The following is a 14,620-nucleotide window of genomic DNA, read 5'->3' on the forward strand; positions in this document are numbered from 1 at the left end:
AACGCCCGGTTACATTCCGAACCCGGAAGCTAAGCCTCACAGCGCCGATGGTACTGCAGGGGGGACCCTGTGGGAGAGTAGGACGCCGCCGAACTCATCTTGATGGAGCTGGTCCCTGAACTTCGGTTCGGGGACCAGCTCTTTTTTGTTTTGCGTCACTTGCCGTTCACGTTGTGCAGCCAACATCCGCAGACATGGGGACAGTTGGAATGTTGCGCGCCGCCGGTGTCGGCACCGGTGACGAGGTCGTCGTGCCCGCCTACGGGAATGCCGAGATCGCCGAGGCCGTGGTCCGGGCCGGAGCGCTGCCGGTCTTCGCCGACATAGAGCCGGCGACGTACTGCCTCGACCCTGACGCCGTGGCCGCCGTGGTGACCCCGCGTACGGCAGCCGTCATCGTCGTACACCGCTTCGGGAGCCAGGCCGACGTACGGCGCCTGCGGGAACTGGGGAGCCGGCAAGGGTTCCTCGTCCTGGAGCAGGGCGAGTCGGAGGCTCCGTACGAAGGCATGGAGCGTCGGCGGGCGCATGCCGCGTACCTCAGCGGGCGGCTCAGTGGAGTCATGACGCCGGACGGCGGTGAGGGGCACAGCTATCAGCAGTACGTGGTGCGCGTGCCCGGGAACGGGCGCCCGGACCGGGACGCCTTCGCGCGCGCGGTACGGGCCAAGGGAGTCAACTGCTGGGTGCCCGTGAAGACTCCGGTGCACCGGCTGCCGCAGTTCCGCAGGGATGTATGCCTGCCCGAGACCGAGCGGGCCGCGGACGAGACGCTGGCGCTGCCCGTCGACGCGTCGATGTCGCGGCGCGACCTTCAACGCGTCGTCTCCGCCTGCAACGCCCTCGGAGGGCTTCTTCAACCCGCTTTCTAGGTCGCCTTCTTGGTATGGGATTCGAAGAACTCCCATATCAGGTCGGTGGCGTCGACACCGGCCTGCGGGTCGGACATGTTGCCGCCCGTCCCACCCGGCCAGGAGTGGCCCATCTCGGGCAGTCGATAGACGATGACGTCCGAGCCGTCGCGGCATGTGGCGGTCGTCTTCCTGATGTCGTTCTTGAGCTTCCGGGGTTCGCGAGGATCGCAGGACAGGCGCTTCTGCCAGGAGTCGATGCCCGCGTCCATTCCGCCGTAGTGCTCGTCGAGACCGCCGATGAAGGTGATCACCGAGACCGGGGTCTTCGGCATGTACGAGGCCTTCTCCGCGTCGGTGCCGAGATACCCGCCGCTGACAGGGGCGATGGCCGCGAAGGTGTCGGGTAGCTCCACCGCGAGCTTGTACGACATGTCGCCGCCGTTCGAGATGCCCGTGGCGTAGATGCGGGACGGATCGGCGTTCCAGGTCTTGGTCAGTCTCGTCGTGAGCGTGCGGATGAAGCCGACGTCGTCCTCGGTCCCGCAGCAGATGAGGGCATTGAAGCCCCGGTTGAGTCCGTCGGGGTAGGCGACGAGGAAGTTCTCGTCGTCAGCCTTGGCGTTCAGGCCGCTGATCGCCGCCATGGCCTTCCCGTCAGCCGGATAGGGGTGCATGGCGACGACGAGGGGAAGCTTCTCGGAACGCGTATATCCGGGTGGGGCGTGGACGGTGTAGACGCGCTTCTCGCCCTTCCAGGAGAGCGTGACCTTGTGGTCGCCGGGGCGTGGGATCTCCGCGGCTGCCGGCTTCTTCGAGGGGCGCGGGCCCGGGGTCTCCTTGGCGTCGGAGCCGCAGGCCGTGAGCGGCAGGAGCAGGGCTGCGATCGCCAGGGATACGGCGGAGCGCGGACGTGTCGTACGTCGGGTCGGCATGCGCGCAGGGTGACAGCGTCCGGGCAGGTGGTCCAGAGGAATGGGCGGTTCGGAGGGGCGCGGATTTCAGGTATGATCTATTCCGTTGCCGCGCGGGAAACCGCGAAGGACAGCAGGCCCCTATAGCTCAGTCGGTAGAGCGTCTCCATGGTAAGGAGAAGGTCAGCGGTTCGATTCCGCTTGGGGGCTCAATAAATGAAGGCCTCCGCCCGGTTGGGCGGAGGCCTTCTTCGCGTTCAGGCGTTGCTCGCCGTGCCGTGGTCCGGGGTGCCTGGAGGTGCCCCCGGAGCGCTCAGTCCTTGTCGAGGCCGGGGACGCGCATCGCGAGGATGGCCATGTCGTCGGACGGGGCGTCCGACGCGAAGCGCTCCACCGCGCGCATGATGCGGGCCGCCACCGCGCCGGCCGTCAGGCCCGTACAGGTCGTCAGGACGTCCGCGAGGCCGTCGTCGCCGAGCATGCGGGTGCCCTCGCGGCGCTCGGTGACGCCGTCGGTCACGCAGAGCAGGACGTCGCCCGGGTCGAGCGTCATCGTCTGCTCGTACAGTTCGAGGTCGTCCATGACGCCGAGCAGCGGCTGCGGTTCGGCGTACGGCTCGACCGTGCCGTCCTGGCGCAGGCGCAGCGGCAGCGGATGGCCGGCGCAGACGATCTTCAGGACCGCGGAGCCGTCCTCCTGGGGCCACAACTCGCCGTACAGGAGCGTCAGGAAGCGGCTGCGGGCGCCCTCGTCGAGGATCGCGGCGTTCAGGCGCTCCAGGACCGCGGGGCCGCCGAAGCCCTCGCGGGCGAGCAGGCGCAGGGCGTGCCGGGCGAGGCCCGTGACGGCGGCGGCCTCCGGGCCGGTGCCGCAGACGTCGCCGATCGCGAAGCCGTACGCGCCGTCGCGGATGGGGAAGAGGTCGTAGAAGTCGCCGCCGACTTCGTTGCCCTCGCCGGCCGCGCGGTAGATGACGTCGACCTCCACGCCCGGGATCTGCGGAAGGCCGGGCGGCAGCAGGCTGCGCTGCAGGGACTGGCTGATGGCCATGCGCTCGGAGTAGAGGCGGGCGTTGTCCAGGGCCAGGGCCGCCCGGCGGGAGAGATCTTCGGCCAATTCAAGGATCTCTTGGCGGAAGTGCTCGTCGGAGGGCTTACCGAGCGTGAGCATGCCGATGACGCGGTTGCGGGCCACCAGCGGCAGGACCACCGTCTCGCCGCCCACCGCGGATGCCGTGGACAAGGTGGTGCCGATGCCGGAGCCCAGGGTCATCGGTTCGCCGAGGCCCAGGCTGCGCATGGACGTGCGCAGCGCCGCCTGGTGGGCGGCCTCCGAGGGCGCGGCCCAGACGCGGGCGCCCGGGGTGGGGACCGGGTCGGGCGGGGCGATCTTGGAGAGGAGGGCCTTGAGGCCGTCGATGCGCTCCTCGTCCTCGTGCAGGACGTACGAGAGGTAGGGCTCGGCGGACTGGTCGGCGATGGTGTAGACGGCGCACCACGTGGCGAGCGTCGGGACCGTCATCTGGGCCATGAGGGCCAGGGTCTGGTCGCGGTCCAGGGTGCCGGCAAGGAGGTCGGAGGCCTCGACGAGGAAGGAGAGCGAGCCGCGGCGGAGCCGCTCCAGCTCGCCGAGGCGCGCGGACTCCACGGCGAGGGCGATGCGGTCGGCGGCGAACTGGAGGCGCAGGGCTTCTTCGTTCGAGTACCGGTCGGGGGCCTCCGCGGCGACGCCGAGGGAGCCGGTGAGACGGCCCTCGACCTTGAGGGGGACCGTGACGACGGAGCGCATGCCCGTGCCGCCCAGCAGCGGGACGGCGCCGGGGACGAGGGTGAGGTCCTCGTGGACGGCCGGCATGCGGGCCGAGCCGTAGCGCCCGGGGCCCGCCTCGACGGGGACGCGGGCGAAGCGCTGGCGGGCCGAGGGCAGGCCGGTGGAGGCGCGGACCTCCAACTCCGTCTCGTCGTCGGTGGCCAGGAGCAGGAAGGCCGCGTCGCCGTCGAGCATGTCGCGGGCGCGTTCGACGGTGCGCTGGAGCAGGCCGTCGAGGTCCTCGGGGGCGGGGGAGCCGATGAAGACCTCGAAGGGGTCCGTGGCGTTCGGCTCGCTGAGGGTGCCCTGCTCGGGGGTCGCGCCGCGGAGCGGGGTCTGCAGTACGGCGCGCTCGTCGTCGCGTACGAGGAGACAGACCGTGGACGGCTCGCCCTCGTTGTCACGCACGCGCAGGTGGGAGGCGTAGACGGGGATGACGCGGCCGTGGGAGCCGCGGATGCCGTAGCTGCCCTCCCAGCGGGAGAGCTGGAGGGCCTCGGCGATGCCGGTGCTGGTGCCGGGGGTGTGGGGCCAGGCCGCCAGGTCGTTCAGGGGCTTTCCGATGACCTGCTCGGCGGCGTACCCGAAGAGGTCCTCGGCGTCCTCGTTCCAGGCGTTGATCGCGCCCGCGCGGTCGATCTGGATCACGGCGACGCGGACTCTGCCGTCGGCGAGCGGCAGGAGGTCGGCCGGGAGGGCGGGGCCCGCGGTGCGGGTGCCCACCGAGCGGTGGGGGAGGTCGAGTTGGAACCAGACCAGTTTGTGCGTGGGGGTGTAGTCGACGCCCCAGCGGGTGGCGAGCGCGGCGCAGAGCTGGAGGCCGCGGCCGCCCTCGCGGTCGGGGCTGCCCATGTTCACGGAGGACTGCTGGAGCGGGATCTCGCGCTCCGGATAGCGGTCGGAGACCTCGATGCGTACGGCGTCCTCGCTGCGCAGGCACAGGACGTCGGCGGCCGTGCCGGCGTGCACCACGGCGTTGGTCACCAGCTCGCTGGTGAGGACGACGGCGTCGTCGATGATGTCCGAGAACCCCCAGCCCTGGAGGGTGTCGCGCACGAAGGAGCGGGCCGTCGCGACGGAACGTCCGACGGGGTCGAAGGTCGCAGCCGCACGCGCGGTGATCACAGCACTCCTCGTACGAGTTTCGACAGTTTCGACTGTCTCGACGCCCAGTTCTCCCGAACCCATGGTGCGGCCGCCCCTCCGATGCCCGCTTGTTCGTGTACCACCGCCCTGGCCGGGCAGGACCGGGGTGGTTGGACAGCCGGATGCAAGGTTACTTACCTTCGCCGTCCATGCTGATGCCGGTCGTCGGTCTTTCCGCCCGGAGGGGTGCGGACGGTATGCGAAGCTGCCGAACTGTTATGGCCTGGTTCTGCCATGGTGAAACACTGGGCAGGCTTCATGAAGGCAGCTCGAGCAGCCCAAGCAGTAGGTCAACCCTTGCGGGAGGGACACAGTGGAGTCTGGCGCAGCGACGCGGGGCACTAAGACGCGCGCGAAAGACGGACAGTCCCTGAACAAACAGCGCAAACCGCGCAATGGGGCGACTGCTTCCGTGGACGCGGCGGCCTTGAACCGGCTGCTCGCGGCCCTGGTGGCGATGCGGGACGGCAATTTCCGTAAGCGGCTCACGGTCTCCGGCGACGACGTCATGTCGCAGATCGCCGCGGTCTTCAACGAGGTCGCCGACCGGAATCTGCACCTCACCGGTGAGCTTTCGCGGGTCCGGCGCATGGTCGGACGTGAGGGAAAACTCACGGAACGGCTGGAGGGCGGAGCGAGCGAGGGCTCGTGGGCGGCCGCGATCGAGGCGTCGAACGCCCTTGTCGACGATCTCGTACGTCCCGTCTCCGAGGTCGGCCGGGTCCTGTCCGCGGTGGCGGAGGGTGACCTGGAGCAGCGCATGGAGCTGCGGGCGCAAGGGGCGGACGGGAACGGTCATCCGCTGCGCGGGGAGTTCCTGAAGGTCGGCCGTACCGTCAACAACCTCGTCGATCAGCTGTCCACCTTCACCGACGAGGTCACGCGGGTGGCCAGCGAGGTCGGTACGGAGGGCAAGCTGGGCGGGCAGGCCCGGGTGCGCGGGATGTCCGGTTCGTGGAAGGACCTCACGGACTCGGTCAACACCATGGCGTACCGCCTGACGGCGCAGGTACGGGACATCGCGCTGGTGACGACGGCCGTGGCGAAGGGTGACTTGTCCCGGAAGGTCACGGTTCACGTCGCGGGCGAGATGCTGGAGCTGAAGAACACCGTCAACACGATGGTGGACCAGCTCTCCTCGTTCTCCTCCGAGGTGACGCGCGTCGCCCGCGAGGTCGGTACGGAGGGCGAGCTCGGCGGCCAGGCGCAGGTGCCAGGTGTGGCGGGCGTGTGGAAGGACCTCACCGATTCGGTGAACCTCATGGCCGGCAATCTCACCGCCCAGGTGCGTGGCATCGCGGAGGTGACCACGGCGGTCGCCAACGGTGACCTGTCGCGGAAGGTCACGGTGAGCGCGCGCGGCGAGGTCGCCCAGCTCGCCGAGACGATCAACCAGATGACCGAGACGCTGCGTACGTTCGCGGACGAGGTCACCCGGGTGGCGAACGAGGTCGGTGCCGAGGGGCAGCTGGGTGGTCAGGCCAATGTGCCGGGAGCGGCGGGCACTTGGAAGGATCTGACGGACTCGGTCAACACGGTGTTCCGCAACCTCACCACGCAGGTGCGGGACATCGCGCAGGTGACGACGGCGGTGGCCAACGGCGATCTGTCGCAGAAGGTCACCGTCGACGTCGCGGGCGAGATGCTCGAGTTGAAGAACACCGTGAACACCATGGTGGATCAGCTCTCCGCCTTCGGTTCCGAAGTGACGCGGGTGGCGCGGGAGATCGGCGTCGAGGGTGAGCTGGGCGGCCAGGCGCAGGTGCAGGGCGCGGCCGGTACGTGGAAGGACCTCACCGACTCGGTGAACACCGCCTTCCGCAACCTCACCGGTCAGGTGCGCAACATCGCGCAGGTGACGACGGCGGTGGCCAACGGCGATCTGTCGCAGAAGGTCACGGTGGACGTCTCCGGAGAGATGCTCCAGCTGAAGAACACCGTGAACACGATGGTGGACCAGCTGTCGTCCTTCGCCGACCAGGTCACGCGGATGGCGCGCGACGTGGGCACCGAGGGCCGGCTCGGCGGCCAGGCGCGCGTGGACGGCGTGAGCGGTACGTGGAAGGACCTCACCGACTCCGTCAACTTCATGGCCGGGAACCTGACGTCGCAGGTGCGTCAGATCGCGCAGGTGACGACGGCGGTGGCGCGCGGTGATCTGTCCCAGAAGATCGAGGTCGACGCGCGTGGCGAGATCCTGGAGCTGAAGAACACCATCAACACGATGGTCGACCAGCTCTCCGCCTTCGCCGACCAGGTGACCCGAGTGGCCCGCGAGGTGGGCACCGAGGGGCGCCTCGGCGGTCAGGCGCAGGTGCCGGGCGTGGCAGGTGTGTGGCGTGACCTGACGGACTCCGTGAACGGCATGGCGGGCAACCTCACGGCCCAGGTGCGCAATATCGCGCAGGTCGCCACGGCGGTGGCGCGCGGTGACCTGTCGCAGAAGATCGACGTGGACGCGCGCGGCGAGATCCTGGAGCTGAAGAACACCCTCAACACGATGGTGGACCAGCTCTCGGCCTTCGCGGAGCAGGTCACGCGGGTCGCCCGCGAGGTGGGCACCGACGGCATCCTCGGTGGCCAGGCCGAGGTGCAGGGCGTCTCGGGCACCTGGAAGGACCTGACGCAGTCCGTGAACGGCATGGCGAACAACCTCACCCTCCAGGTGCGGAACATCGCCGAGGTCACCACGGCTGTCGCCATGGGTGACCTCTCCAAGAAGATCACCGTCGACGCGAAGGGCGAGATCCTCGAACTCGTCACGACCGTCAACACCATGGTCGACCAGCTGTCCTCGTTCGCCGAGCAGGTCACGCGCGTGGCCCGTGAAGTGGGCACCGAGGGGCAGCTCGGCGGCCAGGCACGGGTGCCCGGAGTCACCGGCATCTGGAAGGACCTGAGCGACAACGTCAACCTGATGGCCAACAACCTGACCAGCCAGGTGCGGAACATCTCCCAGGTCTCGGCGGCGGTCGCCAACGGCGACCTCACCAAGAAGGTCACGGTCGAGGCGCGCGGCGAGGTCGCGCAGCTCGCCGACACGGTCAACACCATGGTGACGACGCTGAGTTCGTTCGCCGACGAGGTCACGCGCGTGGCCCGCGAGGTGGGCACGGACGGCATCCTCGGCGGCCAGGCGCGCGTGCCGGGCGTTTCCGGTACGTGGAAGGACCTCACCGAGTCGGTGAACTCGATGGCGTCCAACCTGACCGGGCAGGTCCGCAACATCGCGATGGTGACCACCGCGATCGCCAAGGGCGACCTCACCAAGAAGATCGACATCGACGCCCGGGGCGAGATCCTGGAGCTCAAGACCACCATCAACACGATGGTCGACCAGCTGTCGTCCTTCGCCGAGCAGGTCACCCGGGTCGCCCGCGAGGTGGGCACGGAGGGGCAGCTGGGCGGTCAGGCACGCGTGCGTGACGTCGACGGCACCTGGCGCGACCTCACCGAGTCCGTGAACGAGATGGCCGGAAACCTCACCCGGCAGGTGCGTGCCATCGCCAAGGTCGCCACCGCGGTGACCCGGGGCGATCTGAACCTCAAGATCGAGGTCGACGCGGCGGGCGAGATCCAGGTCCTCCAGGACAACATCAACACGATGATCGCCAACCTCCGCGACACCACCCTGGCCAACAAGGAGCAGGACTGGCTCAAGGGCAACCTCGCGCGGATCTCGGGGCTGATGCAGGGCCGCCGGGACCTGGAGGACGTCGCCTCGCTGATCATGAGCGAGCTGACGCCGGTGGTCTCCGCGCAGCACGGCGCGTTCTTCCTGGCGATGCCCACGGACGACGCCAAGGATCTCGGGGGCGAGAACGAGGACGCGTACGAGCTGCGCATGCTCGGCAGCTACGGCTACTCGATGGGCTCCATGCCGACGTCCTTCCGGCCCGGCGAGACGCTGATCGGCACGGCCGCCAAGGAGCGGCGCACGATCCTCGTGGAGAACGCGCCCTCCGGCTACCTGCGGATCGCCTCCGGCCTCGGTGAGGCACCGCCCGCGCAGGTCATCGTGTTGCCGGTGCTCTTCGAAGGGACCGTCCTCGGCGTGATCGAGCTGGCCGCGTTCCAGCCCTTCACGCAGATCCAGAAGGACTTCCTCAGCCAGATCGCCGAGATGATCGCGACGAGCGTCAACACCATCAGCGTCAATACGAAGACCGAGGTGCTGCTCAAGCAGTCGCAGGAGCTCACCGAGCAACTGCGCGAACGCTCGGCCGAGTTGGAGAGCCGGCAGAAGGCGCTCCAGGACTCCAACGCCGAGCTGGAGGAGAAGGCCGAGCTGCTGGCCCAGCAGAACCGCGACATCGAGGTCAAGAACACCGAGATCGAAGAGGCCAGGCAGGTCCTGGAGGAGCGCGCGGAGCAGCTCGCGGTCTCGATGCGCTACAAGTCCGAATTCCTGGCGAACATGTCGCACGAGCTGCGCACACCGCTCAACTCCCTGCTGATCCTGGCCAAGTTGCTCGCCGACAACGCCGACTCGAACCTCACCCCGAAGCAGGTGGAGTTCGCCGAGACGATCCACGGCGCGGGCTCGGACCTGCTCCAGCTCATCAACGACATCCTCGACCTGTCGAAGGTCGAGGCCGGCAAGATGGACGTCTCCCCGACGCGCATCGCCCTGGTGCAACTCGTCGACTACGTAGAGGCCACGTTCCGCCCGCTGACCGCGGAGAAGGGGCTCGATTTCTCCGTACGCGTCTCCCCGGAGCTGCCCGCGACGCTGCACACGGACGAGCAGCGCCTCCTCCAGGTGCTGCGCAACCTCCTGTCGAACGCGGTGAAGTTCACCGACTCCGGAGCGGTCGAGCTGGTGATCCGGCACGCCAACAACGACGTGCCCAACGCGATCCGCGAGCAGCTCCTGGAAGCGGGCTCGCTGCGGGACGCGGGCGCCGACCTGATCGCCTTCTCGGTCACCGATACCGGCATCGGCATCGCGGCCAGCAAGATGCGGGTCATCTTCGAGGCGTTCAAGCAGGCCGACGGGACGACCAGCCGGAAGTACGGCGGCACCGGCCTCGGCCTGTCGATCAGCCGGGAGATCGCACGGCTGCTCGGCGGCGAGATCTACGCCCAGAGCGAGCCGGGCCGCGGCTCGACCTTCACGCTCTATTTGCCCCTGCACCCGAGCGAACTGCCTCCCCAGGGCTACGCGCAGCTCGCGCCCCCGCGCGCCACGGCGGAGCTGCCCGCCGCGGAGGGCGGTCCGACGGGCCCCGAGGCCCCTACGCAGCTCGCCGGCGCGGCGGCGCAGGAGCCGCAGACGGGCCCGGCGGCGCTCCTGCGGCGCCGTCGGCGCGCGGCGGCCGCGGCGTCCGGGATGTCCGTGGCGGAACAGCCGCCCGCGCAGCCGGTGGCCGGCGGCCAGGACCAGAGGCCGCAGGAGCAGTGGCCCGCGGGACAGGAGGCGTCGGCCGCGCGGCCGGGCTTCCACTTCGAGGGCGAGAAGGTGCTGATCGTCGACGACGACATCCGCAACGTCTTCGCGCTCACCAGCGTCCTGGAACAGCACGGCCTGTCGGTGCTGTACGCGGAGAACGGCCGCGAGGGCATCGAAGTGCTGGAGCAGCACGACGACGTGACGGTCGTTCTGATGGACATCATGATGCCGGAGATGGACGGGTACGCGACGACGACGGCGATCCGCAGGATGCCGCAGTTCGCGGGGCTCCCGATCATCGCGCTCACAGCGAAGGCGATGAAGGGCGACCGGGAGAAGGCGATCGACTCCGGAGCTTCCGACTACGTCACGAAGCCGGTCGATCCGGATCATCTGCTGTCGGTGATGGAGCAGTGGATGCGCGGTCAATGACCGAGAACCGGCTTCGTCACACGGAGTTGCTGACAGAGTGTGGCCGGAGTCGTGTAGAACCGCGGTATTCGGGGAACCTTCTGGTCTCCCACCGCGTTTCTGCTACGTGCACAGTGACATCGCGGTGACAGGGTGTGGCGACGGGCGGGGTGCGGCTACCATGACCGGCACAAGGACGGGCGGCGCAAGGGAGTCGTCCTCTGGGGCGGCGCCCGGTGTTTCGCCGGGGCGAGGAGGGCGGGCCATGGTGCAGAAGGCCAAGATCCTCCTGGTCGATGACCGGCCGGAGAATCTGCTGGCGCTGGAGGCCATCCTCTCTGCGCTCGATCAGACACTGGTGCGGGCATCGTCCGGGGAGGAAGCGCTCAAAGCACTACTCACGGACGACTTCGCGGTCATTCTGCTGGACGTGCAGATGCCAGGAATGGACGGTTTCGAAACCGCCGCGCACATCAAGCGGCGGGAGCGGACCCGGGACATCCCGATCATCTTCCTCACCGCCATCAACCACGGACCGCATCACACCTTCCGTGGCTATGCGGCGGGAGCGGTGGACTACATCTCCAAGCCGTTCGACCCGTGGGTGCTGCGCGCGAAGGTCTCGGTGTTCGTCGAGCTGTACATGAAGAACTGCCAACTGCGGGAGCAGGCGGCGCTGCTGCGTCTCCAGCTGGAAGGCGGCGGCAAGGCCTCGGCGGGCGACGCCAAGGAGCCGGCGGGGCTGCTCGCCGAGCTGTCGGCGCGGCTCGCGGCCGTCGAGGAACAGGCCGAGGCGCTCTCCAAACAGCTGGACGACGAGTCGGCGGACGCGGCCGCGGTCGCCACCGCCGCCCATCTCGAACGCAAACTGACCGGCCTGCGCCGGGCTCTTGACGCCCTGGAACCAGGTACCGGCAGCGGCGCCCCCTCGGTCCCCTCGCAGAACTGACGCGGCGCGTCGCCACGCGGACCCGGTGAGCCCCCGTCAGTTCACCGCGTCCTCAAGGGCGACACGAACGGGTGACGGTGGGGGTCCCCCTGTTCGAGCGAAGTCGAGAACTCGGGGGAGGGCACACGTGTCCACAGTGGTCGACAACGGTAACCTCACACCCATGGCCTCACGTCAGCCCGCAGCCAAGAAGACGCCCGCGAAGAAGGCGGCCGCGCCGACGAAGGCTCCGGTGAAGAAGGCCGCAGGCAGGCCGCCCGCGAAGAAGACCGCGGCAAGGAAGGCGCCCGCGAAGAAGGCCCCGGCCAAGAAGGCGGTGGCGAAGAAGCCCGCTCCCAAGCCGGCCCCGAGCCCCACCAGCGGGCTGTACCGCCTGGTACGCGCGGTCTGGCTGGGCATCGCACACACGGTCGGCGCGCTGTTCCGCGGCATAGGGCGCGGCGCGAAGGGCCTCGACCCGGCGCACCGCAAGGACGGCCTCGCGCTGCTGCTGCTCGGCGTCGCCCTGATCGTCGCGGCGGGTACCTGGTCGAATCTGCGGGGCCCGGTCGGCGATCTCGTCGAGATCCTGGTGACCGGCGCGTTCGGCCGCCTCGACCTGCTGGTTCCTCTGCTGGTCGGCGCCATCGCCGTACGCCTCATCCGGCACCCGGAGCAGCCCGAGGCGAACGGCCGGATCGTGATCGGCCTCTCCGCCCTGGTCGTCGGAGTCCTCGGGCAGGTCCACGTGGCGTGCGGCTCGCCCGCCCGCAGCGACGGCATGCAGGCGATAAGGGACGCCGGTGGCCTGATCGGCTGGGGCGCCTCCACACCGCTGATCTTCACCATGGGCGAGATCCTCGCGGTGCCGCTGCTGGTGCTGCTCACCGTCTTCGGGCTGCTCGTCGTCACGGCGACGCCCGTCAACGCCATCCCGCAGCGCCTGCGGCTGCTCGGCACCAAGCTGGGCGTGATCCAGCCGTATCCCGAGGCCGACGATTTCTCCGACGACGACGAGCGCTACGACGAGCAGTGGCGCGAGGCCCTCCCTGCGCGCTCCTCGCGGCGGCGCACCGCCGCCCCCGACGCGTACGCGCCCGACCAGATTGAGGAAGAGGCTCTCTCAAAGCGCCGCAGGCCGCGCGGGACTCCCGTACAGCCGGAGCTCGGCCGGCCCATGGACGCCGTGGACGTGGCGGCCGCCGCGGCCGCCGACCTGGACGGCGCCGTCCTGCACGGCATGCCGCCCTCGCCGCTGGTCGCCGATCTGACGCAGGGCGTCTCGGGGGAGCGGGAGGAGAGTGAGGAGCGTGAGGAGCGCGCGCGTACGGCTCCTGTACCGCCCGCGCGCGCCACGGACGCCCCCGTGCCCGGCAAGCTCAAGAAGAAGCCGCAGGCGGCCACCGAGGGCGTCGTGCCGGACCTCACCAAGTCCGCGCCCGACACCCCGCGCGAACTGCCGGCGCGCGCCGAGCAGCTTCAGCTCGCCGGCGACATCACGTACGCGCTGCCCTCCCTCGACCTCCTGGAGCGCGGCGGCCCCGGCAAGACGCGCAGCGCGGCCAACGACGCGGTCGTGGCCTCCCTGACGAACGTGTTCACGGAATTCAAGGTCGACGCGGTCGTCACCGGCTTCACGCGCGGCCCGACCGTCACGCGCTACGAGATCGAGCTCGGCCCCGCCGTGAAGGTCGAGAAGATCACGGCGCTGGCCAAGAACATCGCGTACGCGGTCGCCTCCCCGGACGTGCGGATCATCTCGCCGATCCCCGGCAAGTCCGCGGTCGGCATCGAGATCCCGAACACCGACCGCGAGATGGTCAACGTCGGCGACGTGCTGCGCCTCGCGGACGCGGCCGAGGACGACCACCCGATGCTGGTCGCGCTCGGCAAGGACGTCGAGGGCGGCTACGTCATGGCCAACATGGCGAAGATGCCGCACATCCTGGTCGCCGGAGCCACCGGCTCCGGTAAGTCGTCCTGCATCAACTGTCTGATCACCTCGATCATGATGCGGGCGACCCCGGAGGACGTACGGATGGTCCTCGTCGACCCCAAGCGCGTCGAGCTCACCGCGTACGAGGGCATTCCGCACCTGATCACGCCGATCATCACCAACCCCAAGCGGGCCGCCGAGGCGCTCCAGTGGGTCGTACGCGAGATGGATCTGCGCTACGACGACCTGGCCGCGTTCGGCTACCGGCACATCGACGACTTCAACCAGGCCGTGCGTGAGGGCAAGCTCAAGACGCCCGAGGGCAGTGAGCGGGAGCTTCAGGCCTATCCGTACCTACTGGTGATCGTCGACGAGCTCGCCGACCTGATGATGGTCGCGCCCCGCGACGTCGAGGACTCGATCGTGCGCATCACGCAGCTCGCGCGCGCCGCCGGCATCCATCTGGTGCTCGCCACCCAGCGGCCTTCCGTGGACGTCGTGACCGGCCTGATCAAGGCGAACGTCCCCTCGCGGCTCGCCTTCGCGACCTCCTCGCTCGCGGACAGCCGCGTCATTCTCGACCAGCCGGGCGCGGAGAAGCTCATCGGAAAGGGTGACGGCCTCTTCCTGCCGATGGGGGCGAACAAGCCCACCCGAATGCAGGGCGCCTTCGTCACCGAGGACGAGATCCACGCGGTGGTCCAGCACTGCAAGGACCAGATGGCCCCCGTCTTCCGCGAGGACGTGACCGTCGGCACCAAGCAGAAGAAGGAGATCGACGAGGACATCGGCGACGACCTCGACCTGCTGTGTCAGGCCGCTGAGCTGGTCGTATCCACTCAATTCGGGTCCACGTCGATGCTCCAGCGCAAGCTACGCGTCGGCTTCGCCAAGGCCGGACGGCTGATGGACCTCATGGAGTCGCGCTCCATCGTGGGCCCCAGCGAGGGCTCCAAGGCGCGTGACGTCGTGGTGAAGCCCGATGAGCTGGACGGAGTGCTCGCCGTGATCCGCGGGGAGGCTCAGCCCTGAGGAATCCGGGAGGCAACCGTTTCCCTTCCGCGTACGTCAAGTTGAGGGAGAGGGCGGAGTGATGTCGGGACGGCACGATGTGCCGCCATCAGGATGTCCGTCCCTTCCGATGGCGTACAAAGTCCGTCCCTCCGGTTGCCCCACCCTTTCAGGACCCCCCTAAACTGAACCTCCGGCAGGTGGCTACACGCTCGAAAGGC

General features: G+C 69.1%; 6 protein-coding genes, 1 tRNA gene and 1 rRNA gene. 6 read left to right on the forward strand and 2 right to left on the reverse strand.

All coding sequences use genetic code 11. From position 1 onward, the window contains the following. Positions 1-94: ribosomal RNA gene (gene rrf / locus ACF062_RS06470) — 5S ribosomal RNA — on the forward strand; the annotation flags it as partial. A 115-nt stretch (positions 95-209) separates the two neighbouring features. Then, positions 210-872, forward strand: a complete 663-nt coding sequence (locus tag ACF062_RS06475) for a DegT/DnrJ/EryC1/StrS family aminotransferase (protein WP_392137662.1) — start codon at positions 210-212, stop codon at positions 870-872. Here ACF062_RS06475 and ACF062_RS06480 read toward each other — a convergent pair. Further along, positions 869-1,786, reverse strand: a complete 918-nt coding sequence (locus ACF062_RS06480; RefSeq protein WP_392136595.1) for an alpha/beta hydrolase family esterase — start codon at positions 1,784-1,786, stop codon at positions 869-871. The genes ACF062_RS06475 and ACF062_RS06480 overlap by 4 nt on opposite strands. Before the next feature lie 116 nt (positions 1,787-1,902). Here ACF062_RS06480 and ACF062_RS06485 point away from each other — a divergent pair. Beyond that, positions 1,903-1,975 (forward strand) — tRNA-Thr (locus tag ACF062_RS06485). A 103-nt stretch (positions 1,976-2,078) separates the two neighbouring features. Here ACF062_RS06485 and ACF062_RS06490 read toward each other — a convergent pair. Further along, entirely contained in the window at positions 2,079-4,763 is a 2,685-nt protein-coding gene (locus ACF062_RS06490; protein WP_392136598.1) for a SpoIIE family protein phosphatase, read from the reverse strand. Between the two features lie 271 nt (positions 4,764-5,034). Between ACF062_RS06490 and ACF062_RS06495 the strand changes: the two genes are divergently transcribed. From ACF062_RS06495 to ACF062_RS06505, 3 genes are all read left to right on the forward strand, one after another. Beyond that, the gene (locus ACF062_RS06495; protein ID WP_392136600.1) at positions 5,035-10,545 is read left to right on the forward strand and encodes a HAMP domain-containing protein; all 5,511 of its coding nucleotides are present in this window, start codon (positions 5,035-5,037) and stop codon (positions 10,543-10,545) included. Positions 10,546-10,789: 244 nt separating this feature from the next. Continuing rightward, positions 10,790-11,473: a two-component system response regulator gene (locus ACF062_RS06500; protein ID WP_223777136.1), complete on the forward strand. Its 684-nt coding sequence runs from the start codon at positions 10,790-10,792 to the stop codon at positions 11,471-11,473. Between the two features lie 163 nt (positions 11,474-11,636). Further along, positions 11,637-14,420, forward strand: a complete 2,784-nt coding sequence (locus tag ACF062_RS06505; RefSeq protein ID WP_392136604.1) for a DNA translocase FtsK — start codon at positions 11,637-11,639, stop codon at positions 14,418-14,420. The last annotated feature ends 200 nt before the right edge of the window (positions 14,421-14,620 follow it).

This window comes from Streptomyces sp. NPDC015345 (assembly GCF_043078805.1).
Taxonomy (GTDB): domain Bacteria; phylum Actinomycetota; class Actinomycetes; order Streptomycetales; family Streptomycetaceae; genus Streptomyces.